Raw genomic sequence first — 25,650 nt, 5'->3', positions numbered from 1 at the left:
AATGAAAAGAAGAGGTGGCTAAAATGCTGGAAAAAATTCATATTTTTCACACGAATGATTTGCACAGTCATTTTAAGTATTGGCCACGAATGCAAAATTATGTGAAAGAGCAGCGTATGGCGCTTGCCACATTGGGCGAATCAAGTTTTCTTTTTGATGTAGGAGATCATTTAGATCGTTCCAATATTTATACAGAGGCTACAATCGGTCAGGGTAATGTGAAACTGCTAAATGAAGCAGGTTACGATGTTGTGACCATTGGTAATAATGAGGGTATAACATTGTCTCACGAAGAGCTATATCATTTGTATGATGAGGCAACGTTTGAGGTTGTTGTTGCCAATGTCTATGCCTCACAGGGAAGTAATCCTTTTTGGATGAAGCCCTATGTTATATTAACCACTACACATGGTACTAAGCTGGCAGTTATTGCAGCGACAGCTATGTTTGAAATTTATTATAAAGAATTAAAATGGCAAATGGACGATGCTCGGGGAACACTAATTCGGCTGGCTCTTCAGCTTCGTAATAAAGTAGATATTATAGTTTGTTTGTCACATTTAGGTGTGACAGAGGATGAGCTTTTAGCAGATGAGTGCCCGGAAATAGATGTAATCTTTGGTTCACATACCCATCATATTCTTCCGAATGGAAAGCTTGTTAATGGCGTTTTATTAACAGGTGGAGGAAAATTTGGACAATATACAGGGCATCTTGTGGTAGAATATGATAAAAAACTGAGGAAAATTGTTGAAAAAAAGGATAGTTTAATTCATAATAAGGATTTGCCAAAGGTTAAAAATGAGATAGATATTGTACAGTCATATGAGGAAGAAGGCAAGCGATTACTAGATATCCCAATATTTACAACGGAAAAATCGTACAATAAGGAATGGTTCCATTATTCGCAATTATCCGATTTATTTGCACGGGCCATCTTAGATAAAAGCGGAGCAGACTGTGCATTATTTAATGCGGGAATATTTTTAGATGGTCTACCAAAGGGAACTGTAACTGCACTGGACTTGCATAGGATTTTCCCACATCCAATTAATTTATGTACGATTGAATTAACGGTTGCAGAAATGAAAGAAATATTCCAGCAATCCAAAAATGAAGAGTGGCCCTATATTGAGTTGAAAGGTCTAGGATTTAGGGGCGTAATCTTTGGAAAGATGCTGACTTATGGCTTTTCCATGAATGAGGATCGTCAGTTGCTTATCAATGGAAAGCTTGCAGATAACGAACGAATTTATAAATTAGTAACACTTGATTTATTTACATTTGGTTATTTTTATCCAAGTTTTAAATATGCGAAGAAAAAATATATTTTACCAGAATTTTTACGAAATATAATGATAGATTATGGGCAAAGAATTTTTAAGCCGTAGAAATCAATGCTTTTAGAATGGATTGGGGAAGAGGTCATGCGATTAATTTCAATCGATGTATTAAAAGAAGGAATGGTATTAGGAAGAACTATTTGGAATGAGGCTGGACATCCTTTATTAAAGAAGGATGTTGTGATAAATGACCGCATTATTCAAAGACTTCAGGAATTAAATATGCATTATCTATATATAGATGATGAAATTTCTGAGGGGATTGAAGTAAAGGAAACCGTTCCAACTGCAATGCGAAATAAGGCAGTTTCAACCATTAAGAGTTCTTTTCAATCAATGGATGGATTAAATCCAGTGAATGCCTCTTATATACTTGACCAGCAGTCAAAAGCGATTGTCTCAATTGTAGATGAGTTACTGTCAGCAGTTACTGGAAATGATGAAATTTTAACAATACTTACAGATGCATATTTATTTGATGAATATTTATATCAACATTCCTTTCAGGTTACGCTCTATTCGATAGCTATTGCGAAGGAGCTTGGATATTCAGCAGAGGATTTACGTTTGATTGGCATTGGTGCTTTGTTACATGATGTAGGCAAGCTAATGGTACCAAAGGAAATTCTCACAAAGCCCGGACGCTTATCCAATGAGGAATTTGATACGATGAAAAAGCATACACGTTATGGCTTTGATTTGTTACGTAATTTACATTCTATATCATTGCTAGTAGCTCACTGTGCATTCCAGCACCATGAACGCATTGATGGCAGTGGCTATCCTCGAGGCTTAGTTGATTTCGAAATTCATCCGTTTGCTAAAATTATTGGTGTCGCTGATGTCTTTGATGCGGTGACCACAAATCGAGTTTACCGTGAGAAAATGCTACCATCACAGGGCCTAGCAATTGTAGAGGCGGGTGCAGGTACTATTTATGATGCACGTATTGTAAGAGCTTTGAAAAAGGCGGTTGTCCATTATCCAAATGGGGTTATTTTAAAATTATCGGATAATCGTAGAGGCATCGTATCAAGACAAAATACTTTGAATGCTGCATTACCATTTATTCGTGTTTTTGAGGAGCAAAATCAATTATTATCAGCTACATATGAAATTAATTTAGTGGATTACCCTGGCTTAACAATTGAATGTGTAGAAACAGACTATGTTGTACCGTCCAAGGTCGAATAAAAATCTCCTCCTGTTCATATTTTATGGAACAGGAGGAGATTTTTTTGTTTTTCCCTCGAAAAAGAATGAAATTGAGATCATATAGTAATTATAGTCATTATGGTAGCTATAGAAAAAAGGGAAAACGGTTAAATCGTTTGACCTTATTAATCGTAAGCATCATTATAGGTGTTTCTTTATTCATTTATTTTTTGAACGAGCGACTTATGCCCACCTACTTACAATATGCTGAAGTACAAACCAATAAAATTGCATCCTATGTTGTGAGCAAAGCATCTTTAAATGTTTTAGATATTAATGACGTTCTTGTAGAAGTATCTCCCAACAGCAGCTCTGATTTGAAAATTAATACAGAAATCATTAATCGAGTACGTGCAGACACAGTAAAGCAAGTAAAAATGTATTTGGAGCAAGCAGAACTAGGAGATTTATCGAGTTTGCCAGATCTCGATAATATTGAATATGATTTAAATAAAATAAAAGAAGGAAATGGGATTGTCTTTTATATACCAATAAGCCAAGCAGCTAATATTCCATTACTGGGGAATTTAGGTCCTAAAATTCCAGCACGCTTTCATGTAATTGGTAATGTGCATAGTGATGTTACTTCTTCCATAACGGAATATGGTATTAACAGTGCGTTTGTGGAAGTAGGAATTCGTATAGAGGTAAATGTACAAATCATTGTCCCATTCGCTAGTAAATCCTCAACCATTACGCAGGATATCCCAGTCGCAATGGGGTTGACAAGGGGGCCTGTGCCTAATGTTTATACAAATGGTACTGAGGGGACTCAGCCATCACTTGAAATACCTATACCATTTGATAAATAGAAAAGTTGCTGTGATAGTTGTTGCCGTTCCTTTAATATGTTACATTGACAACAGTAAAGATAGTTAATATAAAAAAAGCACATTTTTGATAGGGGCGATATTCGTATGACATCTTGTAAACCTACAAGCACAAATAAGGAAGAACATTTAAGAAAACCGGACTGGCTAAAAATTAAACTAAACACAAATGATGAATATAAAGGGCTAAAAAAACTGATGCGTGAAAAAAATCTGCATACAGTATGTGAGGAAGCACGCTGTCCTAATATTCATGAGTGCTGGGGCGAACGTCGTACAGCAACAATGATGATTTTAGGTTCTGTTTGTACGCGTGCTTGCCGTTTTTGTGCCGTTAAAACGGGCTTGCCAAATGAGCTAGATTTAGCTGAACCAGAGCGTGTAGCAGATTCGGTAGCCATTATGAATTTGAAGCACGTTGTTATTACAATGGTTGCGCGTGATGACTTAAAGGATGGTGGCGCACAAGTACTAGCTGAAACGGTGCGTGCGATTCGACGTAAGAGTCCGTTTACATCTGTAGAAGTCCTACCATCTGATTTAGGTGGCTTACAAGAGAACCTGCAAATTTTAATGGACGCAAAGCCAGATATTTTAAACCATAATATTGAGACGGTGCGCCGCTTAACGCCTAGAGTACGTGCACGTGCAAAATATGAGCGTTCCTTAGAATTCCTTCGCTTGGCAAAAGAAATGCAGCCAGATATCCCTACAAAGTCTTCTTTAATGATCGGCTTAGGTGAGACACATGAAGAAATTTTGGAAGTAATGGATGATCTACGAGCAAATAATGTAGATATTATGACTATCGGTCAATACTTACAGCCAACGAAAAAGCATTTGCCTGTTAAAAAGTACTATTCTCCAATAGAATTTGGGAAGCTACGTAAAATTGCGATGGAAAAAGGCTTTAAGCATTGCGAGGCTGGCCCACTTGTGCGTAGTAGCTATCATGCTGATGAGCAAGTGAATGCAGCAACAAAAGAACGACAATTACAAGCAGAATTATAAAGCAAAAGCTGTCATAGAATAGGTGGTGTCACTTTGATTATTATTGATGGATATGAATATGAGATTATTGAAGATTACCGAGACGCCTTTCAAGAGGAAGTATTTAATGAGCGATACTCAGATATTTTAGCCAGATACGATTATATTGTGGGCGATTGGGGCTATAATCAATTACGCTTAAAAGGCTTTTTTGATGATAAAAATCAAAAATCCACTTTCGATACGAAAATTAGTACGCTTCAAGATTATTTATATGAGTTTTGTAATTTTGGCTGTGCCTATTTCGTATTACGTAAATCTGGTAAAGCTATTTACCAACAAGAAGAGGTTATTGGTGAAGATAACGAAGTGACAAAGCCAATTGAAAATGAGCCAATACTGGAATAAACAACAACAAAACCCTGATGCCATTTGCATCAGGGTTTTTCATAGTGTTGAAAAACTAAATGGTCAAGGGACTCTTTGTGAATATTTAGTCAAAATGAAGGTGATTTCCGTTCCAGGCTACTCGCTTTCCAGTGGGCGAGCGACGAGCCGCTTCCTGCGCTGACGCTCCGTGCAGGGTCTCGTCTGTCTCGCTATCCCACGGGAGTCGAGTAGCCTTGCACTCCAATCTGCAATAGTGTAGAATTTTAAATATTTTCTTCCTTCAAAAGTAAAGTAAAAGCATATTACTAACCACCATTAACATGGATAGAAAAGTGGTACAATTCTATAGCTTTCAGCTTTCATTTTATGCATAAAACTAATTTGTCACTTTACATAAAGCCACTTATTACTGTCGCTCTGCATTTACATAGAAAAATGTTATCAAAGCTCCATTTTTGCACAAAAATAGTGATGGCTAAGACTTCAATTTATCACTATACATTTATGTGAAATGCCAATGAAAATACTATGAGCAATGGTTGATTGGAGTGTAGACTGAGTGACTCCTTGGGGATTCAGCGTCACAGATGAGACCCTGGAGCGCGAGTGAAGCGGCTCATCGGACGCCCCCAGGAAAGCACTCAGTCGGAACGGAGATCAACCCCTCGTTTTGAAAAAGGGATATACTTTTTAATTTGTCACCTTGATTTCATTGACATAATAGTATTTCAACAACAGGAAAAACCTGATGCCATTTGCATCAGGTTTTTAAATTTGTAAAAGATGATTTTTTGTAATTTGGGGCACACTAATAAATGTATATTTAAAATTAAAGGTGTGTTGCTAAGATGAAAAAAGCTGTATTTTTAGATCGTGACGGTGTAATTAATGAGGTGTTAACGAATCGTGTTAAGTTTGTGAATAAGCCCAAGGATTTTTATTTCCTGCCCCGTGTGCCAGAGGCTATAAAAAAATTAAATAAGTACTTTGACTATATATTTGTGGTAACTAATCAAGGTGGGGTTGGCTTAGGGTATATGAAAGAGTCAAAGCTTCAAAAAATACATGAGCATATGATGAAGGAATTAAAAAAGGACGGTGCCATTATACACGAAGTAGTCTATTGTCCACATAAACCAAAGTCGGGCTGTGACTGCCGTAAGCCCAATAGTAAACTAATCGTAGACCTTGGGGAAAAGTATAATATTGATTTATCCAAATCCTATATGGTGGGAGATACGGACACGGATATTATAGCGGGAAAACGGGCAGGAACCAAAGGTGTTTTTTTAGGGGAAAGAGATCCATTAGCAGACGCAATTTTTCCAGATTTAATAAGTGCAGCTAATTGGATAATTGAAGATGCACAAGGAGTCACGTATAAATCATATAAAAAAGGATAGTTTACTAAATGGAGGTGATGAACTTGACTAAAGAACAGCACAATAAAAAAACAGTAGACCGCGAGGAGTATGGGTATGGTTTTGATATTAGTGTCGACGACTTAGGGGTTATTGGACAAAATAATCAAGCCAAAAAGCAAAACGATAATGAAAATAAAGATAAGCCACGAAATCAAGATAATCCTTCTATTTTGACTAATGATTAGCTTATGGTTGGATAAATTGTTTTTAAGATTGTTACCAAAAAATTCCGCTATCTTCTGCTTTACATGCAATATGCCTGTAGAAAGCGGAATTTTTTTGTAGGCAATTCTTAATGGGTCTCTTATAAAAAAACACCCTATTTTTAAAGGGTGTTAATTCAATAATTCACGTAAATATTCTCGTAATTCAACAGTTTCTTCCTCTGAACGATTGTAAACATGCTCAAGATAGCCAGGCTCTTCTATATCGTCTGGACCAATAATGGCGAAGCGTCCAAATTGAATATCCATGACAAGCACTTTACCAAAAAAACGACCCGATTGCAAAATAGCTAAATCATAACGAAGCTTCTTTCCTGCAAAACTGACAAAGCGTGTTTTTGTATCCTCTACATCATCATATAAAAAAAAACGTTCCATCTTTTAATCTCCTTCCAGTCCTATAGATATGGTACTATAGAAGAGAAAAGACTATCAACTTTTAAAGATTTGAATGGGGGCTTTCCTTGTGTATTTTGTAGATCGTAATAAAATCACAAAAAATTTACAGTACTTAGATGGATTATTAGCTATTTTAGAGGCAGAAGATAATTGGCTGCAAAATGATATTAAAAAATTAGCAATCGAGCGAATTGGTCACAATATTATGGAGTCAATGATGGATGTTGGAAATTTGATGATAGACGGCTTCATTATGCGTGATCCGGGAAGCTATGAGGATATTATTGATATATTAATCGATGAAAAAGTTGTATCAACAGAAATGGAAGCGCCATTAAAAGCAGTTGTTGGCTTACGTAAAATGCTTGTTCGTGAGTTTATAGAGGTCGATATTCAGGAAGTAATCGATGTGTTAACAGCAAGTCTACCTGCATTAAAGCAGTTCCCACCAGCCGTAAATGATTATTTAACAAATGAACTTGGCCCAGTATCTGCATTTTTACCAGAGGATCATCAATGAAAAACTATAAGGCATATTGCTTTGATTTAGATGGTACAGTTTATCGTGGAAAAGAGGGCATCTCTTCTGCAATCTCTTTTATTCAACGTTTACAGGAAATTGGTATTGAGCCTTTCTATGTTACAAACAATTCCTCTAAGACTAGAGAGCAGCTGCAGGAGGCTTTAATCGCCGTTGGTGTAAATGCACCTCTTGAACATATTTACTCAAGTGCATTGGTGACAGCCAAATATATTGCGCGAAACTTTCCAGGTCAAAAAGTTGCCATGATGGGCTCTGATGGTATTCGTAAAGCGTTATTAAATGAAGGTATTGAGCCTGTTGAGGAAGAGCCAGAGGTGTTCGTTATGGGTATTGATCGCACCTTGGATTATACGGCACTTGCCAAGGCAACGATTGCTATTCAAAAAGGTGCAGCGTTTATCGCAACAAATCAAGATATTAAATTTCCGACTGAATATGGATTCCTTCCTGGAAATGGGGCGTTTGCTCGATTAGTTGGGGAGGTTGCTGATGTTGAACCCATTTATATTGGTAAGCCATCACCTGCGATGCTTGAGATGATTGCTTCTCAGCACGGTTTTACAAAAGAAGAGATGGTCATGATTGGCGATAATTATGATACAGATATCATGTGTGGTATTCGTTTTGGCTGTGATACTATTCATGTTAATACGGGTGTAACACCAACAAGTAGTGTGTTAGAAAAAGAACAGCAGCCAACATATGTTATAGAGGCTTTAATTTAATAAAATTAAAAAGGATGTTTTGTCGAAATTTTGGCATAACATCCTTTTCATATGTTCAAATTTATTATAGTTGTTCTTTATCGTCTACCATAAAGGATTTTCTTCTATAAATTGATAAATGGCATCTGTTAACGCTTCAGGGGAGTCAGCTTCCACTAATTCGCCATTGACGATTGCATAAAAGGATTCTGAGCATTTCGTACAGTAGCTGAGGCAGCCATATTCCAGAACGTCGATGTTTGGATCACGCTCTAATATTTCATATGCTTTTTGAGAGCCATTTGCTAAATTACTTACACAAAATTCAACCATTGGATTCATACATGTCACCTCACCAAAGTAATGCTACTCGCTTTTAAAACTTTCGTCAATAATTTAAGTTTATCTTGAGCTAAGGAGGAATTTAATTTCTAGTTAAATTCTTGAAAAAAAGGTATTGAAGGGAACTATGAGGGGAATTAGGGTTGTAATGGTGAAATGCAAATACTACGAAAATCATTCGAAAAATGCAGGTAATCATTTATTTTGTGAAATCTTTCACAAAATTGCATTCTTATATTGTGAAACATCTCACAATCGGTTATACTCATTTGTGGATACTTTGTGAACAATTATTATAAGAGGTATAAAAGGAGACTATTATGGGAAAATTAGTACTTTTAGGTGGCGGCTACGGCAATATGCGTGTCATGCTTCGTTTGTTACCAAACAATCTTCCATTAGACACGGAAATCGTGCTAGTAGACAGAGCCCCTTTCCATAGTTTAAAAACAGAATTTTATGCATTAGCAGCAGGGACTTCAACAGATAAAGAAATTCGTGTAAGCTTCCCGGAGCATGAACGTTTAACGGCTGTATATGGAGAAGTCGTTAACATTGATCGTGCTGAAAAAGTAGTCATTCTAGAAGATGGGCAACGTATTGAATATGATGATTTAGTCGTAGGTCTTGGCTGTGAAGATAAATATCACGGTGTACCAGGTGCAGAGGAGTACACATATAGCATTCAGACTATGGCGAAATCACGTGCAACCTTCCAAGCACTTTGTGGTTTACCAGCAGGCTCTACAGTCGGAATTGTAGGGGCTGGTTTAAGTGGGATTGAGCTTGCAAGTGAGCTTCGTGAAAGTCGGGCAGATTTAAAGATAAAATTATTTGACCGTGGTCCACGTATTATGAAGGACTTCCCAGAAAAATTGAGTAACTATGTGAAGGCTTGGTTTGTGAAGCATGATGTTGATGTCATTGCCAATTCTAATATCACAAAGGTTGAGCCTGGTAAAATCTTTAATCATGAAGATGAAATTCCACTTGATGCGGTTGTCTGGACTGCTGGTGTACAGCCAGTGAAGATTGTGCGTGAGATGGATGTTGAAAAAGATAAGCAAGGTCGTCCACTAGTAACGCAATATTTTAATGTCCTTGATGATGAGCATGTATATGTTGTTGGGGATTGTGCTTCTTCTGATTTTTCCCCTAGTGCTCAGTTAGCTGAGGAACAAGCAGAACATATTGTGAAAGTGCTTCGTATGCGTTGGAAAGGTGAAAATTTACCAGAGAAGATGCCAGATATTAAATTAAAAGGCTTTATGGGATCACTTGGTAAAAAACAGGGGTTTGCTTATTTAGCAGACACGACTGTAACAGGACGTATAGCTCGATTGATGAAATCAGGACTATTATGGCTGTATAAATACCAAAACGATTAAACTAGCCATTTAGAGCTAAAATAGGATTGCTTCAATTATAATTATTTGAAGCAATCCATTTTATTTTTTATACGGTTTCATCTGGAGTGAAGCCCATTTTTTCAAGCGCTGAAAAGACAGGCTTTAATTGCACATATCCTTCTCCCACTACTTCATTATTTATTAAAACTAATGGATAGAAAAATTCATCTTCTTGTATGCGAGTTGCATAATCTTGATCTCGTTCATTCTCAATTGGACCTTCGATATCTACATAACGAATATCATAAGCTTGGTTTGGATATTTTCGATTAATCGCTGCCTGTAGCCACTCATATGTATCCTTTGAAGAAGGTGCGTTTACACAGCTAGCGCAGATAACTGCCGTTCCATAAATTTCGATCATTGGTTTCAATTGTCCCATTGTATTTCCTCTCCCCGTGATACTATATTGGATTTTTTCTGTTGCTAACATTATAATCATTATAAGGAAAGGAGTCGAGATAAATGGCTGAAGCAACAATTAACGACCAAGTACAAGAGGTATTAGATAAATTACGCCCATTCTTACTACGTGACGGTGGAGACTGTGAATTAGTAGATGTAGAGGACGGCGTTGTAAAATTACGTTTACTAGGCGCCTGTGGCAGTTGCCCAAGCTCAACGATTACGCTTAAAGCGGGTATCGAACGTGCATTATTAGAAGAAGTACCTGGTATCGTTGAGGTAGAGCAAGTATTCTAAACAATTTTAAAAGTTCTAGCTGACCATTCAAGCTAGAACTTTTTTCTTTTTAGTGTTGGCGTGACTGTTCTTTTTCTTCTCGGATAATAGCCCATTGCTCTTTTGCCATATCAATAATTTTTGCTTCCCCACCAATGCTTTGCTTTTCAATGACCCTTGAAAAGAAGCGAGTAGCATTTTCAATATCACCAATACGTCTTGATAGTTCTGCAATCATATACATAATACGTACATCAGACATCTGGGTTGAGCTGTAATCCTCTGTTGAATAGGACTCCATATATTGATCCCGAGCCAATTTCATAAAACGCTGCTCCTGACCGCTATTGTTAAGGGAACGATAAAGCCATGCGAGACGTAATGCGAGACCAGCTATGGCAACAAATTTTTCTTTTTTGATGGTGCCACAAAGGAAGGCTAACTTATAGGCTTGAATTGCCTGAAATACAGTACGCTCTCCTTTAAAATCATGATGTACCCATTTTTCAGTAATTTGCGTGCGAATTTCATCTTGAATACCAGGTGCAAAATATTTGGTAAAGTCTTCTGTAAAGGAAAAGCCACAGTGCTCACAAACAAAAACATTATAGTAAAGAGCATTAACCCCATCAGCATAAATAGGCTGAAAGTCCGTTTCTGTATGGTCGACCTTAATGAATTTAGAGCGGACTTTTAACGTAGGAAAATCTTTTTTACAATTAAGACATTGAATTTTTTTTTCGTAATAAGGTGAAATCTCCATATTTTTTACCTCTTTCATCGACATCGTTATAACTATTATACCAATGTAATTTCTATAAACATGAATAAAAAATACTATTTATGTGAAAAATATTAGAATTATTGCTAAAAATACGCTCGAAGCTGAATGTTTGTCATACAATGGTCAAAATTGATATGATGTTATATAAGAAGGAAGGTGATTGGGATGACAAGTTTAAAGCAAGTAATTGAAATTACACAGGCAGCTGGTTTTCATATTCAAGAAATGATGGAGCATAACGAAGAGCAAGGTTCTTTTTTACGTGTAGCTGTGAATGGCGGAGGCTGTAGTGGTCTGTCTTATGGGATGCATTTTGATAAAGAGAAAAAAGATGATGATATTGAAGATGAACAACATGGTTTAAGAATTCTTGTTTCCCGCGAAGATGCGCCGATTTTAATGGGAACAAAAATTGACTATAAACAATCGCTAATGGGCGGTGGCTTCACCATCGATAATCCAAATGCCATTGCGTCATGCGGCTGCGGTACGTCTTTCAGAGCAGCAAAACGTGAAGGTACGCCTGAGGTTTGTGAATAATTAATTGTTAGTTGGTTTTTATAGGATATTTGAATATATACGCTAAATGCGCTTTCTTACGTATTGAAATTCGATATGAAAGAAGCGCTTTTTTTATTAACGGCCGGCTTAGAGCAAGAATGAGGAAGCGAGAAAATTAATTATGTCCGTACATAATCGGCCTACCGCTTGGAATTATTTGCGATCAAGGGGATTCAGTGATTATGTTTTTCAAACTTGTTCTATTGGTTTTACACCTGAATTAATGTACGTTAAGACTATGTTTTGCGAGCAATTTCATTTAAGTGATGGTGATATACAGGTTAACAGTATCAACACCTTTATGAAGCATGTTATTTGGATGTGTTATAATCAAATTTGTGAAGAAATATACTAACGGTGCAGGATTGTTAAATAAGATGGGGGCAGATAATGGATAACGAATATTTCGTAGGTTGGGGTACATTGGCGTTGATAAATGCTGCACTTGCACAAGGGAAGAACAGAACGGGGTTAAATTGGTTTTTACTTTCTCTTGTATTAGGTCCATTGGCAACACTAATTTTGTTATTTGTTGAAAAGAGATAGTAACATTACATATTGGCTAGGTGTATACATAGACTAGATTTGATTAAATATAAAAGAAGCCACAATGACCTCAATTTTGAGATTGTTGTGGCTTCTTTATGTACCCAAAAATGCTTATTGAAGTTTTGTTAATACATCTTCATAAATTTCTTCTGAGGGTTTATTAAGGGCAATCGAAAACTCTGAGAAAATGGATTCCTGTAAGGTTTGAAGTAATTTTTCTTCTTGATTTGGGAATTTTTTTTCTAGTGCTAGAAATTCAAGCTTTTTTCTTAGTAAAGTATTTAAGAGATTTGCTTGCTTTTGTCGATCACCGGATTTAATGATTTCTATATGATATCGCATACGATGTGTGTTTTGTTCTATCCATTCAACACCAGGAGAAGTAAATGAATGAAGAATTTTTTGGGCATCATCTTTTTTTATAATGTCTCTAAGCTGTTTTTTTGCATTGTCAATAGGGGTACGAATGGTTAACTTTGAATCATTTAATGGATGTAAAACGTAGTAAGTTTTTGTAATGTCGCTGAAAGTTTGCTCACAAATATCTTCAATTGAACAAAGACCATGTGATGAATAAATGACTACATCGCCAACACTATACATGTAAATTCCCTCCAACAAAAAATAAATTGTCAACCAAGTTGACTAAATTAAGTATAATCCAATAAATGTTTTTTGTCAACTTAGTTGACGATTGGTATTTTTTTTTGTATATTATTAACGAAAAAATAGGGAATGAAGGTGAAAAAGTTGAAGGACGAATTGCAAAATCGGGATGTCATTGATTTATTAAGCGAGCGTCATGAAATACTTCGACGACTTGCTGAAGAGAAGTGGAATAAACATAATCATATTTACATTTCAAATTCTGAATGGAATATTTTGGGTAAAATATACAATAAGCAACTTACGATTTCAGATGTGGCTAAGGATGTTGATTTTTCTAGACAGGCAACCCACAAATTTATAAAAAATTTGGAAGCCAAAGGTCTTGTAACAGTTTGTAAAGTTGAACATAGTAAGAAACATAAAGCCATTCGTATGACTGAATTTGGTGAAGAATGCTATAAAAAAAATGAACTATACAAAGCTGAAATTGAGCAGCAACTTATCAATACGATAGGCGAAGAACATGTGGCCAAATTAAAGCATATCTTAAGGCTTAATTGGCAATTGGAACATTTAGTAATGCAGGATTCACTCTAAGGAATGGAATACGTTCAGAATTCTTAGAGTAGTATCACTAACCTCCTTTGATTATGAAGGGCACAGAAAAAGTCGATTTGCTGCCAAAATTATGATGCCAATCGACTTTTTGTGTTTTAGACAAATTGTTTTGCTAAGCACTAAAAATTCTGAATTAATGCTTCACCCTATAGAAAATGAGCCGTTATAATATTGATATAAGAGGTGAATGTGATGAAAAAGGATAGAGGAAAAGTTTGGTTAGGTGTTGCTGGAGTTGCTGTGAATGAACTTGGTCAATGGTTAGTTGTAAAAAAAGCATATAGTGGCTTAAAGGGAAGATGGTCATTGCCAGCTGGATTTGTCAATGCGGGTGAAACGGTGGATGAGGCTGTTGTCAGAGAATTAAAAGAAGAAACAGGCATTGATTGTTATGTATCTGGCTTAATTGGTTTTCGTACAGGTGTTATTCGGGGTGAAATTAGTGATAATATGGCCATTTTCTATTGTCGAATGATAGATGAGCAACAGCTAATTTGTATACAAGAAAATGAATTGTTAGAAGCAAGATGGATGTTTCCACAAGAGCTGGCACAAGATGAAATGACATCCGTTATGTTAAGAGAGATGGCCTCCAATCAATTTGAAAAACACCAATTGCAGGGGATTGAGGGCATTAATCCAGGCGATGTTTTTGGCTACTCCTCCTATCGATTATTCTTTAAAAAATGATAATGGTGGATGACGGATATTTGGAGCTGTAAAGAATCCTTACTCTTCTATTAAATGTTAGGCGTAGCAGAATCGAAATGATTTTCCTAAATATGACGAACAAGCGAAAACAAGGCTATGTTCATTGAAAGCGTTGTCGTAATCATGTAAACTAGTGGGAGGAAAATGGAGGTTATACATACATGGATGGTCCAGTTTCATTAGTTCAGCTAATCATTTCAATTTTGTTATTTTTCGTCATGTTCTTTGGTATCGGGTTTTTATTAAATATGCTTTTGCGCATGACATGGTTAATGGCAATTGTGTATCCAATCGTTGTTATTTTCATTGTCGATGATGTAAGCTTTTTAGATTATATTTTCAAGCCAGGCTCTGCGTTTCCAGCTTTGATCGATAAATTACAAGCATTGCAATTTGTAGATATTGCTATTCTATCTGGTGGCTTTGCAGGTTCTATTGTAGCTGGGATTGTCATGATTTATTTACGAAAAAGTGGATATCGAATGTTTTAACAAGCTTCAGTATTTATCTCTATGCATTGATGTAGAGATAAATACTGATTTTTTTCTAACACAGCCTCATCATGAAGAAGTGTCCTTTTTATAATAGGAATTGGTAGGTGATGATGGCGATAAAAATTCCTGTTAGTGCCCCGAAAAAAACCTCGCTTCGCTTGTGACCTAGCAATGTTTTCAGCTCTTCCATTTTTTCTTGCCCATCCATTTGTGGCCATTTCTTTAAATCATGAAGCAATGTTTGAAAGTCCTTCCGTAGCTGATTTAGGATGGCTGCATGTTGACCTGCCTGATAACGAACACCACTTGCATCATACATAACGATAAATGAAAACATAGCAGCGACAGCAAAAATGGGAGAATTTAAGCCAGTTTCATAGGCAATTGAGGTTGTAAGTCCTGTAACGGAAGCAGAATGTGAGCTAGGCATTCCTCCAGTGGAAGTAAACAGTCCCCATTTAATTTGTCTGGTCATTAAAAAATGAATTGGAATTTTGACAAACTGTGCAAAGAGAACTGCAAAGAGGGCAACGAGTAAAGGGGTATTTTGAAGTAAACTCATAATCATCACAACCTTCACTTATAATTGCCTTTATTATAACATTCATTATTTTCTAAAAGAAGCTAAAGCCAATTATTACGCGTTTTCTGAAACTTAGGTATAATGAAGAATGAATGGAGGAATTAACATGCATATTGTAAAAGAAGCAAAAACATTTGAAACGATTTCTACTGAAGTGCTGGTAGTAGGGGTCACAAAACATCGTGAACAAATGCAGGATTGGGCAACCTTTTCATCATTTTACGGAGAATCCATTAATGCGTGGCTAAGCGCAGGGGACGTATCGACAGAGCTAAAAAAATTAACGAAATTGCCATTTTTGAAAGATCACACTAATCTTAAACGTATTTTATTTGTGGGATTAGATGAACGTAAAAATCTAACAGAGGGCGATATACGTGCAGCGTTTGGTTTAGTAGGTAAGGAGCTAAGAGCCTTAAAGGTTAAGGAATATTCGGTTTGGCTTGAATCCTTTACGACAGAAGATATTACTGTTGCTGATGTTGCATTTTTAGCTGGTGAGGGAACAGGTCTTGGTTATTATGCAATTCCTCATTACAAAACAACATCAAATGAAGTCGATAAGCGTATTGAGGCTATTCATCTAGTAACGAAAGCTAGTGACATTGATGAGATTGTGGCAAGCTTTGAGGTAGGGATTATTTATGCAGATGCAGTAAACGAAGCACGAAGCTTAATTAATTTACCACCGAATCTTCTGACAGCAACAGACTTGGCTAATTATGCGGAATCTCTTGCCATAAAATACGATTTTGAAGTTGAGATTTTAAATAAGGCACAATTAGAGGAGCTTGGTATGGGTGGTATTTTATGTGTTAATCAAGGCTCCCAAGAAGAACCTCGTTTAATCACATTAAAATATAAGGCTACTGAAAACTTTGAGGATCCAATTGGTCTTGTAGGGAAAGGCGTTACATATGATACAGGTGGCTACTCCTTAAAGCCAAAGGATTCAATGGTAGGCATGAAGGGTGATATGGGCGGTGCTGCGGCAGTGCTGGGCGCCATGAAAATTATCGGTGAATTACGTCCAAATAAAAATGTTGTAGCTGTTATTGGTTCTTCTGATAATATGGTGTCGGCTACAGCCTTTAAACCTGATGATGTCATTACAACATATAGTGGTAAAACAGTCGAAATATTAAATACGGATGCAGAGGGACGCTTAGTATTAGCAGATGCTACTACCTATGCTAAACAGCAAGGTGCAACCTCGCTTATTGATGTAGCGACATTAACAGGTGGAGTGATTACAGCACTTGGTATGGATAAAACTGGGGCATTATCGAATAATGATGAATTCTTTGCTGCATTTATGGAAGCTTCACAAGAAACGGATGAATTTGTATGGCGCATGCCTTTAACGGAAAGTGATAAAAAGCGAATTCGTAAATCGGATGTTGCTGATTTAAATAATTCTCCAGGTCGAGATGGACATATGATTTTCGGTGGGGGCTTTGTTGGTGAGTTTGTTGGCGATACACCATGGATTCATTTAGACATCGCTGGCACATCTGATGCAGTTGCTGTACATGATCTAGGTCCAAAGGGTGGTACAGGTGTCATGGTAAGAACTATTGCAAACTTTGTGCAACGATTAGGGGAAGAGAAATAAAAACGTTACGGTGAATGTACCTTGTTTCAGTAGTGATATTGATAGTAGATAAGCTATTCCTCGATAATGTTAAGTAGCTTAGGCGATGTACATGTGATAGTTGTGCCCTCCCAACATACGATAAAGTAAAAAGGGAGGTAGCTTATGCCATTTTTCGGAGGTTATCCAGGAGGAGGCTTTTGGCCATTCGGTGCACCGTTTTTTGGAGGCTTTTTAGGTAGTTTTCTTGGATCACAATTTAGGCCATATCCACCATTTTATCCAAACTATCGTCCATATCCACCAGGACCGTATTTCCGTCCAGGTAGACCATTTCCACCACCATATCGTAGACCTTATTAAGCTGAATAAGTGAAATATGTAAACCAGTTGTCGAGATTAAATCGTCAACTGGTTTTTTCTTAATTTGTAAATGTTTTCATGGCTGTTAATTGGTATTGTTCTTGAAAAAATCATTAAAATGGCATGAAATAAACTGTTGACAGAATATACTAAATTATTTATTATTCTTATTATATTACTAAGAATTGAAAACGTAGCTGACTAGCAAACTAGAGGCTCTTATTGTTCATTGGCATCGCTATGCCCATGGATAATATGAGTCTTTTTTCTATCTCTAACAAGAGACAAGAAGGAGTGAAATGGAATGGGGAAAGTTTTTATCGTAGGTGCTGGTCCTGGAGATGTGGATTTGATCACTGTCAAAGGATTACGGTGTATCGAATGTGCGGATGTCATCCTGTATGACAGACTCATTAATAAAGAGTTGCTTGCTTATGCTAAAAAGGATGCTCAACTTATCTTTTGCGGTAAACTGCCTCAGCAACATGCCATGATACAGGACCATATAAATCAATCAATTGTCAGCTATGCACAGCAGGGAAAAATTGTGACGAGATTAAAGGGAGGTGACCCCTTCGTATTTGGCAGAGGAGCAGAGGAAGCAGAGGTGCTTGCACAGCATAATATTCCATTTGAAATTGTCCCCGGCATTTCTTCTGGGATAGCAGCACCAGCCTATGCGGGAATTCCAGTTACACATCGTGATTTAAGCTCAAGTTTTGCGATGGTTACAGGTCATATGAGAGAGGGCAGGGATGATGCCATACAATGGGAAAGCCTTGCAAAAGGAATTGATACAATTGCAATTTATATGGGGGTTGGTAATCTTCCTTATATTCGTCAGCAGCTGCTTAAGTATGGTCGCGATGAAGATACGCCTGTAGCACTTATACATTGGGGAACACTTTCTCGGCAAAAGACAGTTATGGGTACCTTAGCAACTATAGAAAAGATTGCACAACGAGAAAATATCCAAAATCCAAGCATAATTGTAGTGGGAAAGGTTGTTACATTGAGGGAATCCATTCAATGGTTTGAGCAAAGCATTCCACAGCCGCAGTTAGTAAAAAATTCTGTGTAAGGATGTGGATTTATGCAAGCTATTTTATATATTGCTCATGGAAGTCGAGTAAAGGAAGGTGTAGAGCAAGCCATTGCCTTTCTAACGAGCGTACAACTGGAGATTGATATACCAATTCAAGAAATTTGTTTCCTTGAATTGGCGGTACCCACCATTGCTGAAGGAATCGATAGCTGTATTAAACGAGGGGCTACAGCAATTGCGATCATGCCTATTTTATTGCTAGCTGCACAGCATGCAAAACAGGATATTCCAAGTGAAATCGAAAAAGCGAAAAAACAGTATCCAGATGTAGAATTTACATACGGTGAACCACTTGGTGTCCATGAATTATTAATTGATACACTACACACTAGGATTTTAGAAACAAAATTACCTACTAACAATGCAAATGTTTTACTAATTGGTCGTGGAAGTAGTGATCCAGTAGTCAAGAGCGATTTAGCTAAAATCGCAGCAAGGCTACGTGAGAAATATGCTTATACAGCCGTAGACACATGCTTTTTGTATGGAATAGGTCCAACTTTTGAGGAATGGCTACAGCAAAAGAAAAATAAGACTGATCAAGTATTTATCGTGCCGTACTTATTGTTTACAGGAATTCTTCGACAAAGTATAACAAAGCGCCTGCAAGAATATGAGGGTCGAACTATCACATTATGTGAAAGCTTAGGCTATGACGATAATGTAAGGAAAGTTTTAGTGGAACGTATTGCCGAATTACTAGCATGTCATAAGGAAGGTGTTCTGTCATGGTAGATAAAAGGACTGAAAATGTAAATTTAGCGTTAGATAATGTCCGTCAGATTTTAAATACTGTGAGTCATGGATCAATTACTTTAATTATCCAAAATTCCTATGTGGTCCAAATTGAAAAAAAGGAAAAAATAAGACTTCGATAATTTGATTTTGTAGAAAAAATAGCGCCAGCCAAATAAGGGTTTGGCGCTGACTCAATGAAAAGAAAGAACAGAAATGATACTAATACGTGAGGTGGCAAGCTTTGAAACTGCAAGTAATAAACAGTCCATTTAATGAGGAGCAGGTAAAGCTATTAAATGAGCTTCTCCCAAAACTAACTGGCGAGCAGAGGATTTGGCTAAACGGTTATTTAAGTGCACCGCTAACAACAATCAATACTATAGCTGAAGAAATAACGTCAACGGTAACACCAAGCACTAAAACAGTGACGATTTTATATGGTTCACAAACAGGTAACAGCCAGGGTCTAGCCGAAAAATATGCGGCCATATTGAAAAGCAATGATGTAGATGTGACGGTTTCATCTTTAGGAAAATTTAAGCCGAATAATTTGAAAAAACTTACAAATCTCTTATTGATTGTCAGCACACATGGTGAAGGAGAACCACCTGATCAAGCCATACAGTTCTATGAATTTTTGCATAGTAAGCGCGCTCCAAAACTAGAGAATTTACACTATTCGGTATTAGCTTTAGGGGACAGCTCCTATGAATTCTTCTGTAAAACAGGAAAAGATTTCGATGAGCAATTTGCCAAATTGGGGGCTACTCAAATTGTTCCTCGCACAGAATGTGATGTGGATTATGATGATGCTGCAGCACAATGGTTCTCAGCTGTTCAGAAGGAGCTCCTGCAGCAGGCTGATGTAGCGGCTACGGTAGAGGCAGCAAATCAGACCGTACAGGGAGATTCTACATATTCTCGAAAAAATCCTTTTTATGCTGAGGTACTAGAAAGCATCAATTTAAATGGCAGGGGCTCCAACAAAGAGACGCGTCATATTGAATTAGCCATTGAGGGGGCAAATTTCTACTTTGAGCCTGGAGATAGCATCGGTATTTTACCAGAAAACGATGAAAAATTAGTTGATGCTTTATTAACAGCACTACAGTTTGATCCACAAACTGAGGTAGATGTCTTTGATGGAAAATTATCAATAAGGGAAGCATTGCAAAAAAGGCTTGAAATAACTGTGCTATCCAAGCCATTGTTACAAAAGATTAGTACTTATACAGTGCATAAGGAATTTACAAAGTTAGTAGAAGACGCTAACGCATGGAAGGACTATGCAAGGGGAAGAGATTTACTTGATGTTGTGGAGGATTTTGCGCCATTTTCATGGAATGCACAGCAATTTGTAGAGTTGTTACGTAAAATTCCCGCACGACTTTACTCCATTGCCAGTAGTCAAAAGGCGAATAATGAAGAAGTGCACTTAACAATTGGGAAAGTAAGCTATGAGACAAATGGACGTCAACGTCTTGGCGTTTGCTCTGGTAGCATTACAGAGCGTATTCAAATTGGTGATACATTACCAGTTTATGTGCATAAAAATCCTAATTTTAGATTACCAGAGCAGCAGGACACGCCAATTATCATGATTGGTGCGGGTACAGGTGTGGCTCCATATCGGGCATTTTTAGAGGAGCGTGAGGAGCTAGGGATTGAAGGAAAGGCTTGGTTAATTTTTGGTGATCAGCATTTTGTGACAGATTTTCTGTATCAAACAGACTGGCAACGTTGGCTTGCTTCTGGCACACTAACGCAAATGGATGTAGCCTTCTCACGAGACACTGATAAAAAAATCTATGTGCAACATAAAATTGAGGAAAATGCAGCGGCTTTTTATGAATGGTTGGAGCAAGGGGCTGTTATTTACGTATGTGGTGATGAAAAAACGATGGCGGCAGATGTCGATGCCACAATACATCGTCTGATAGAGCAACAGGGGCAAAAAACGCCAGAGGAAGCGAAAGCCTTTGTCAATGAACTAAAACAACAAAATCGCTATCAACGTGATGTTTATTAATAAAGGAGAGAAGATACATGACAGGAAAAATTATTTTACCTCCACAACCAGGAAACCCTAGTGATGTAGAGCGTATAAAAAGTGAAAGTAATTATCTGCGTGGAACACTTGAACGTACGATGAATAACCCATTAAGTTCAGGAATTCCAGAGGATGATAACCGACTGATGAAATTCCATGGCAGTTATTTACAAGATGATCGTGATCTTCGTAATGAACGACAACGTCAAAAGCTAGAGCCTGCTTATCAATTTATGGTGCGAGTACGTACACCAGGTGGAGCAGCTACACCAGCACAATGGCTAGTAATGGATGAAATGGCGAGAAAGTATGGCAATGGTTCCTTAAAATTAACAACACGTCAGGCATTTCAGGTACACGGTATTTTAAAATGGAATGTCAAAAAATATATGCAGGAAATTAACGATGTATTATTGGATTCTCTTGCAGCCTGCGGGGATGTAAACCGTAATGTTATGTGTAACGTCAATCCAAATCAATCAGCATTACATGAGGAAATCTACAATTGGTCTGCAAAGTTAAGCGAGCATTTACTTCCTAGAACACGAGCATACCATGAGCTTTGGCTAGATGGTGAAAAGGTAGTGGATAGTCAAGAGGAAGAAATTGAACCAATTTATGGTGCATTATATTTACCACGTAAATTTAAGATTGGTATAGCTGTTCCTCCAAGCAATGATGTAGATGTATTTTCACAAGATATCGGTTTAATTGCGATAGTTAAGGAGGGCAAGTTAGTAGGCTTTAACGTTGCAGTAGGTGGTGGAATGGGCATGACACATGGCGATCATGAAACATACCCACAGCTTGCTCGGGTTATTGGCTTTATCACACCAGATAAATTACTGGAAACGGCAGAAAAAATTATTACGATTCAACGCGATTATGGCAATCGTTCCGTACGTAAAAATGCTCGCTTTAAATATACGATTGATGCAAGAGGGCTTGAATGGTTTAACGAAGAGCTGACACGTCGTCTAGGCTGGGATATTCAAGAGGCACGTCCATTTACATTTGATCGTACAGGTGATGAATTTGGCTGGATAAAAGGAGCAGAGGGGAAATGGCATTATACGCTATTTATTCAAAATGGGCGTATTAAGGATTTTGAAGATTACCAACTGTTAACAGGGCTACGGGAAATTGCGAGGGTACACACGGGTGATTTCCGCCTAACACCAAACCAAAATTTAATGATTGGCAATGTTACTCCGCAAAAGAAGAAAAAGATTGCAGCTCTTATTGAAGAATATAGGCTAACAGATGGTGCACATTATTCTGCCCTACGACGAAATTCTATTGCTTGTGTATCGTTACCAACATGCGGATTAGCCATGGCTGAAGCAGAGCGCTATTTGCCTTCCTTGATTACAAAAATTGAAACCATCATTGATGAGGCTGGCTTAAACGAAACGGAAATTGTTATTCGTATGTCTGGCTGTCCTAATGGTTGTTCGCGAGCTGCTATGGCTGAAATTGGCTTTATCGGCAAAGGACCAGGAAAGTACAATATGTATCTCGGAGCAAGCTTTACAGGAAATCGCCTTAATAAAATCTATCGTGAAAATATTGGTGAAGAGGAGATTTTAGCAGAGCTCCGTCCAATACTTCTGCACTTTGCCAAGGAACGGTTAGAGGGCGAGCATTTTGGTGATTTTGTGATTCGAGCTGGCTATGTCACTGCTGTTTATGATGGTCGCGAATTTCATGCACAATACTAGAAAAATAGACTAGACGAAGGCTGTAAGGAAGGTGTTACTTTTCCTTACGGCCTTTCTGTGTTATTAACTAAGGCTTGTTCCAGTGCTTTTACAACAGCACCTACACGTGATTGAACACCCAGTTTTCGTAGAATAGAGGAAATATGATGTTCTACAGTCCTCTTACTAATAGAAAGCTCTTTACTAATAACTTCACTTGTTTTTTCTGCTACAATAAGCTGTAAAACTTCTAGTTCTTTTGGTGTAAGTAGTGTTTTTTCGAAGGAAGGAAACAAAGTATATCCCGCATAGACCTTCTTCACTGTCGCAATTAAATCCTCATTAGACTGTTCTTTTTTTATAAAGGCTTTAGCTCCAGCATTTTGTGCAGCTTGAATATAGGCATCATCATCGTAGCCGGATAAGATAATAATCGGCATCGTGGGTATGCTTTTTATAATAGCTTTTGTTAAGTTTAGCCCATTATATGTCTTAATGCGAATATCCATTAAGAGTACATCAGGCTGTAATGACAAGATATCCTCTAAAAGTTGCGAGGGGTCAGTGATCGTACCAACTACGTGAATAGTTGGCTCAGCTTCTAGTATTGTTTTTAGGCTTTCTACTAATAATAAATGGTCATCTACTAATAATACTTTAATGGACATGCTGTTCACTCCATTTCAATGGTAATGTGATTGTAGCGGTTGTATGTTGGTTGAACTGGGATTCTATTATAAATTCCCCATCTAGTTGCTCTACCTTCTTTTGAATAGTCAACAATCCAAAGTGTTCCCCTGCATGTAATGTCTGTTGTTCAGGAATAGCAAAGCCCTTTCCATTATCAGCTACAACCATTACTAGCTCATGCTGTTTATCGTAAAGAGCGATATGAATGTATGTTGCTTCTGCATGTTTTATACTATTATTAAGGAGCTCCTTTAGCATACGAAATAAGTGAACTGCAAAAAAAGAGGGGATACGTTCATCATCTATATCATATGTTAGGTGCACATCAATAGCGTGTTGTTGTTGAATTTTTTGCTGTAAGGACTGGATACTTAAACCGAGCCCTAAATCTTCCACCATTATTGGATGCAAATCATGACACATAGTACGAATAGTTGTAATAGTTTCTACTAACGGCTGCTCGATTGTGTCAACTGAACCTATCTGTATTTTACGTACTACTAATAATAGTTGCTGTAAAACATCATCATGAAGAAAAAGTGATAATTGTTTACGCTCCTCCTCGATCGCCTCTAGTAATTGTCGATTATAGTTTGTAAGTTGCTGTGAGGTTTGTTGTGCCTCCTGTGTAATTTTATCTATTTTTTGGATGGTTAGTGCACTAGCAAATAATTGTACTGCCTCTACATGAATATTTTTTAGTAATGTTAGCTCCTCTTTTTCCCACTTGGTGAAATTACTTTTGCGACCTACAATAATAATACCGTTAATTTCTGTACCATTACTTAGCGGCAGTGTGTGGTAAAGTGATTGTTTCAAAATTTCAGTATGATTTTGCTGTTGTTGTAGGTAGTATTGTATATCTTGCTGAGCTGTTGGAGAATGTTGAAATAAGCCTGAATCATAAAGAATTGCTGGAGTAGGCTGTGACCATATGATACATACACCTTCTACATCAAACATTTTATGAAGTAATTGTGCAATACGTTTAGCACAGATAGGCAAAAATGCTTCTGAATTCATTTGGTTGAAAATATGCTGTTTTTCTTGCTGGATGGCTTGAAGCTTTGCCACCATCTGCTTTTCTTCGATGTGTTTAAATGATTTGTAAAAAAATGTGAATATTCCTCCACCAACGATAAAGGCTGTGAACTGTTGAGTAGAAAATTGTAATAATCCTATTAAGATAGCAGATGTGATCAGACAGGCTAAAAATACAGGAAATAGTTGTCTGATAAGGTAACTGAAATTTATAATTTCCTGTTTTGTTAATAAATAAGCAAGTGCAATAGGGAACAGAGTAATGGATATAATCGAAAATTCATAGGGCACACTTGGAAGATGGAAAATAGAGAGTTGAATCATACTTATTAAAACAGGTGTAAAAGATAGGACAAGGCTAATGACCAATATACGCAATTGATTCTGCACCCATTTTGTATGTGACAACCATTGCCTACTAAGAAAATAGCTACATAATATAATGGAAATCAAAATATTGAGAATGATCATAATCGGTATAAGAGTTGCCGCCCAAGGTGTTAATAGAACTATGTCTAAAATAGTAATCGTTATCGCTATTATTAAAGTTAACCATTTAAAGAATGATAAATGATTTCTTGCTTTAGGGATAGGAAAGTATTCAAAAAAATGCATAAGAAAAAAAGGTGCTAGACTAATTGCCAATGTTTCAATGGAAGATGCAATCTGAATTTGATAACTTGATAGTTTAGCATAAGTTATGGCTATACCAGTGATACACATCAATTGAAAAAAACGTTGAACAATCATAGCTTTAGGCTTTTTTAGATAAGCGTAAAAGCCAATGCATAAAAATAATAGACCAATAAAATTTGTTGAATGATTATATAAAATAAGCAATATCGCATTAAGGTAGTCATTGCGATGGATTTGTGCATCGACTAGATGAAAAGGTTGTGTGCGGATAACTGCGAAAATCCAAAGACTAGACAAGACAAGAAATAATAAAATACGCTGATACAATA

The 25,650-nt window shown here is 37.1% G+C and carries 31 protein-coding genes; 23 read left to right on the top strand and 8 right to left on the bottom strand.

Going from position 1 to position 25,650, the window contains the following annotated elements:
- Nucleotides 1-23 precede the first annotated feature (23 nt).
- From QNH24_RS20855 to QNH24_RS20825, 7 genes are all read left to right on the top strand, one after another.
- Complete coding sequence (locus QNH24_RS20855) at nucleotides 24-1,391, top strand: bifunctional metallophosphatase/5'-nucleotidase (protein ID WP_283869359.1); 1,368 nt, start codon at nucleotides 24-26, stop codon at nucleotides 1,389-1,391.
- 36 nt (nucleotides 1,392-1,427) lie between these two features.
- Nucleotides 1,428-2,537: an HD-GYP domain-containing protein gene (locus QNH24_RS20850; protein ID WP_054770579.1), complete on the top strand. Its 1,110-nt coding sequence runs from the start codon at nucleotides 1,428-1,430 to the stop codon at nucleotides 2,535-2,537.
- A 23-nt stretch (nucleotides 2,538-2,560) separates the two neighbouring features.
- Nucleotides 2,561-3,370 carry a sporulation protein YunB gene (yunB, locus tag QNH24_RS20845; protein WP_283869358.1) on the top strand — a complete coding sequence of 270 codons (810 nt, stop codon included), beginning with the start codon at nucleotides 2,561-2,563 and terminating at the stop codon, nucleotides 3,368-3,370.
- Between the two features lie 105 nt (nucleotides 3,371-3,475).
- On the top strand, nucleotides 3,476-4,399 hold the full coding sequence (lipA, locus tag QNH24_RS20840) for a lipoyl synthase (RefSeq protein ID WP_283869357.1): 924 nt from the start codon (nucleotides 3,476-3,478) through the stop codon (nucleotides 4,397-4,399).
- A gap of 33 nt (nucleotides 4,400-4,432) precedes the next feature.
- Complete coding sequence (locus tag QNH24_RS20835; protein WP_283869356.1) at nucleotides 4,433-4,786, top strand: YutD family protein; 354 nt, start codon at nucleotides 4,433-4,435, stop codon at nucleotides 4,784-4,786.
- An 830-nt stretch (nucleotides 4,787-5,616) separates the two neighbouring features.
- On the top strand, nucleotides 5,617-6,171 hold the full coding sequence (locus tag QNH24_RS20830) for a D-glycero-alpha-D-manno-heptose-1,7-bisphosphate 7-phosphatase (protein ID WP_283869355.1): 555 nt from the start codon (nucleotides 5,617-5,619) through the stop codon (nucleotides 6,169-6,171).
- An 8-nt stretch (nucleotides 6,172-6,179) separates the two neighbouring features.
- A complete protein-coding gene (locus QNH24_RS20825; protein WP_054770581.1) occupies nucleotides 6,180-6,377 on the top strand; it encodes a hypothetical protein in 198 nt (65 codons plus the stop codon).
- Between the two features lie 150 nt (nucleotides 6,378-6,527).
- On the opposite strand, the gene QNH24_RS20820 is transcribed toward QNH24_RS20825, so the two are convergent.
- Nucleotides 6,528-6,794 carry a DUF3055 domain-containing protein gene (locus QNH24_RS20820; protein WP_283869353.1) on the bottom strand — a complete coding sequence of 89 codons (267 nt, stop codon included), beginning with the start codon at nucleotides 6,792-6,794 and terminating at the stop codon, nucleotides 6,528-6,530.
- Nucleotides 6,795-6,882: 88 nt separating this feature from the next.
- Here QNH24_RS20820 and QNH24_RS20815 point away from each other — a divergent pair, with 88 nt between their 5' ends.
- A complete protein-coding gene (locus tag QNH24_RS20815) occupies nucleotides 6,883-7,335 on the top strand; it encodes a DUF86 domain-containing protein (protein ID WP_283869352.1) in 453 nt (150 codons plus the stop codon).
- Nucleotides 7,332-8,084: a TIGR01457 family HAD-type hydrolase gene (locus QNH24_RS20810; protein WP_283869351.1), complete on the top strand. Its 753-nt coding sequence runs from the start codon at nucleotides 7,332-7,334 to the stop codon at nucleotides 8,082-8,084. Before QNH24_RS20815 ends, QNH24_RS20810 begins: the two co-directional genes overlap by 4 nt.
- A gap of 84 nt (nucleotides 8,085-8,168) precedes the next feature.
- Here QNH24_RS20810 and QNH24_RS20805 read toward each other — a convergent pair whose 3' ends face one another.
- Entirely contained in the window at nucleotides 8,169-8,405 is a 237-nt protein-coding gene (locus QNH24_RS20805; RefSeq protein ID WP_283869350.1) for a YuzB family protein, read from the bottom strand.
- 320 nt (nucleotides 8,406-8,725) lie between these two features.
- Between QNH24_RS20805 and QNH24_RS20800 the strand changes: the two genes are divergently transcribed.
- A complete protein-coding gene (locus QNH24_RS20800; protein ID WP_283869349.1) occupies nucleotides 8,726-9,793 on the top strand; it encodes an NAD(P)/FAD-dependent oxidoreductase in 1,068 nt (355 codons plus the stop codon).
- A 67-nt stretch (nucleotides 9,794-9,860) separates the two neighbouring features.
- Here QNH24_RS20800 and QNH24_RS20795 read toward each other — a convergent pair whose 3' ends face one another.
- Entirely contained in the window at nucleotides 9,861-10,196 is a 336-nt protein-coding gene (locus QNH24_RS20795; RefSeq protein WP_283869348.1) for a YuzD family protein, read from the bottom strand.
- An 83-nt stretch (nucleotides 10,197-10,279) separates the two neighbouring features.
- On the opposite strand from QNH24_RS20795, the gene QNH24_RS20790 reads away from it, so the two are divergent.
- Nucleotides 10,280-10,516 carry a NifU family protein gene (locus tag QNH24_RS20790; protein WP_004228295.1) on the top strand — a complete coding sequence of 79 codons (237 nt, stop codon included), beginning with the start codon at nucleotides 10,280-10,282 and terminating at the stop codon, nucleotides 10,514-10,516.
- 49 nt (nucleotides 10,517-10,565) lie between these two features.
- On the opposite strand, the gene QNH24_RS20785 is transcribed toward QNH24_RS20790, so the two are convergent.
- Nucleotides 10,566-11,258 carry a DUF2225 domain-containing protein gene (locus QNH24_RS20785; protein ID WP_283869347.1) on the bottom strand — a complete coding sequence of 231 codons (693 nt, stop codon included), beginning with the start codon at nucleotides 11,256-11,258 and terminating at the stop codon, nucleotides 10,566-10,568.
- A gap of 186 nt (nucleotides 11,259-11,444) precedes the next feature.
- Between QNH24_RS20785 and QNH24_RS20780 the strand changes: the two genes are divergently transcribed.
- A complete protein-coding gene (locus tag QNH24_RS20780) occupies nucleotides 11,445-11,819 on the top strand; it encodes a HesB/IscA family protein (protein ID WP_283869346.1) in 375 nt (124 codons plus the stop codon).
- A gap of 411 nt (nucleotides 11,820-12,230) precedes the next feature.
- On the top strand, nucleotides 12,231-12,386 hold the full coding sequence (locus QNH24_RS20775) for a hypothetical protein (protein WP_283869345.1): 156 nt from the start codon (nucleotides 12,231-12,233) through the stop codon (nucleotides 12,384-12,386).
- A 114-nt stretch (nucleotides 12,387-12,500) separates the two neighbouring features.
- On the opposite strand, the gene QNH24_RS20770 is transcribed toward QNH24_RS20775, so the two are convergent.
- A complete protein-coding gene (locus QNH24_RS20770) occupies nucleotides 12,501-12,992 on the bottom strand; it encodes a CarD family transcriptional regulator (RefSeq protein WP_283869344.1) in 492 nt (163 codons plus the stop codon).
- Nucleotides 12,993-13,139: 147 nt separating this feature from the next.
- On the opposite strand from QNH24_RS20770, the gene QNH24_RS20765 reads away from it, so the two are divergent.
- From QNH24_RS20765 to QNH24_RS20755, 3 genes are all read left to right on the top strand, one after another.
- Entirely contained in the window at nucleotides 13,140-13,595 is a 456-nt protein-coding gene (locus QNH24_RS20765) for a MarR family winged helix-turn-helix transcriptional regulator (protein WP_283869343.1), read from the top strand.
- Between the two features lie 213 nt (nucleotides 13,596-13,808).
- The gene (locus tag QNH24_RS20760) at nucleotides 13,809-14,306 is read left to right on the top strand and encodes an NUDIX hydrolase (protein WP_283869342.1); all 498 of its coding nucleotides are present in this window, start codon (nucleotides 13,809-13,811) and stop codon (nucleotides 14,304-14,306) included.
- A gap of 182 nt (nucleotides 14,307-14,488) precedes the next feature.
- Nucleotides 14,489-14,818 carry a YuiB family protein gene (locus QNH24_RS20755; RefSeq protein WP_283869341.1) on the top strand — a complete coding sequence of 110 codons (330 nt, stop codon included), beginning with the start codon at nucleotides 14,489-14,491 and terminating at the stop codon, nucleotides 14,816-14,818.
- An 88-nt stretch (nucleotides 14,819-14,906) separates the two neighbouring features.
- Here the strand turns inward: QNH24_RS20755 and QNH24_RS20750 are convergent, their stop codons facing one another.
- Entirely contained in the window at nucleotides 14,907-15,389 is a 483-nt protein-coding gene (locus QNH24_RS20750) for a divergent PAP2 family protein (protein ID WP_283869340.1), read from the bottom strand.
- Nucleotides 15,390-15,510: 121 nt separating this feature from the next.
- Here QNH24_RS20750 and QNH24_RS20745 point away from each other — a divergent pair, with 121 nt between their 5' ends.
- The 7 genes from QNH24_RS20745 (at nucleotide 15,511) to cysI (ending at nucleotide 22,975) form a co-directional block, all read left to right on the top strand.
- Nucleotides 15,511-17,019 carry a leucyl aminopeptidase gene (locus tag QNH24_RS20745; RefSeq protein WP_283869339.1) on the top strand — a complete coding sequence of 503 codons (1,509 nt, stop codon included), beginning with the start codon at nucleotides 15,511-15,513 and terminating at the stop codon, nucleotides 17,017-17,019.
- A gap of 144 nt (nucleotides 17,020-17,163) precedes the next feature.
- Nucleotides 17,164-17,361 (top strand): uroporphyrin-III methyltransferase, encoded by a 198-nt coding sequence (locus QNH24_RS20740; protein ID WP_283869338.1) that lies wholly within the window; start codon nucleotides 17,164-17,166, stop codon nucleotides 17,359-17,361.
- A gap of 304 nt (nucleotides 17,362-17,665) precedes the next feature.
- Nucleotides 17,666-18,442: a uroporphyrinogen-III C-methyltransferase gene (gene cobA / locus QNH24_RS20735; RefSeq protein ID WP_283869337.1), complete on the top strand. Its 777-nt coding sequence runs from the start codon at nucleotides 17,666-17,668 to the stop codon at nucleotides 18,440-18,442.
- A gap of 12 nt (nucleotides 18,443-18,454) precedes the next feature.
- Entirely contained in the window at nucleotides 18,455-19,201 is a 747-nt protein-coding gene (locus QNH24_RS20730) for a sirohydrochlorin chelatase (protein ID WP_283869336.1), read from the top strand.
- Nucleotides 19,195-19,344 carry a YezD family protein gene (locus QNH24_RS20725; protein ID WP_283869335.1) on the top strand — a complete coding sequence of 50 codons (150 nt, stop codon included), beginning with the start codon at nucleotides 19,195-19,197 and terminating at the stop codon, nucleotides 19,342-19,344. The genes QNH24_RS20730 and QNH24_RS20725 overlap by 7 nt, the downstream gene beginning before the upstream one ends.
- Before the next feature lie 101 nt (nucleotides 19,345-19,445).
- Nucleotides 19,446-21,233, top strand: coding sequence for an assimilatory sulfite reductase (NADPH) flavoprotein subunit (locus QNH24_RS20720; protein WP_283869334.1), 1,788 nt, complete (start codon nucleotides 19,446-19,448; stop codon nucleotides 21,231-21,233).
- 17 nt (nucleotides 21,234-21,250) lie between these two features.
- The gene (gene cysI / locus QNH24_RS20715) at nucleotides 21,251-22,975 is read left to right on the top strand and encodes an assimilatory sulfite reductase (NADPH) hemoprotein subunit (protein WP_283869333.1); all 1,725 of its coding nucleotides are present in this window, start codon (nucleotides 21,251-21,253) and stop codon (nucleotides 22,973-22,975) included.
- Nucleotides 22,976-23,019: 44 nt separating this feature from the next.
- On the opposite strand, the gene QNH24_RS20710 is transcribed toward cysI, so the two are convergent.
- Entirely contained in the window at nucleotides 23,020-23,622 is a 603-nt protein-coding gene (locus QNH24_RS20710) for a response regulator (protein ID WP_283869332.1), read from the bottom strand.
- Nucleotides 23,612-25,648: a sensor histidine kinase gene (locus QNH24_RS20705; RefSeq protein ID WP_283869331.1), complete on the bottom strand. Its 2,037-nt coding sequence runs from the start codon at nucleotides 25,646-25,648 to the stop codon at nucleotides 23,612-23,614. The genes QNH24_RS20710 and QNH24_RS20705 overlap by 11 nt, the downstream gene beginning before the upstream one ends.
- Nucleotides 25,649-25,650: the final 2 nt, after the last annotated feature.

The organism is Lysinibacillus pakistanensis, assembly GCF_030123245.1.
GTDB lineage: Bacteria > Bacillota > Bacilli > Bacillales_A > Planococcaceae > Lysinibacillus > Lysinibacillus pakistanensis.
Note: the sequence above shows the minus strand (reverse complement) of the source record. Positions and strands in the feature narration are given on the sequence as shown.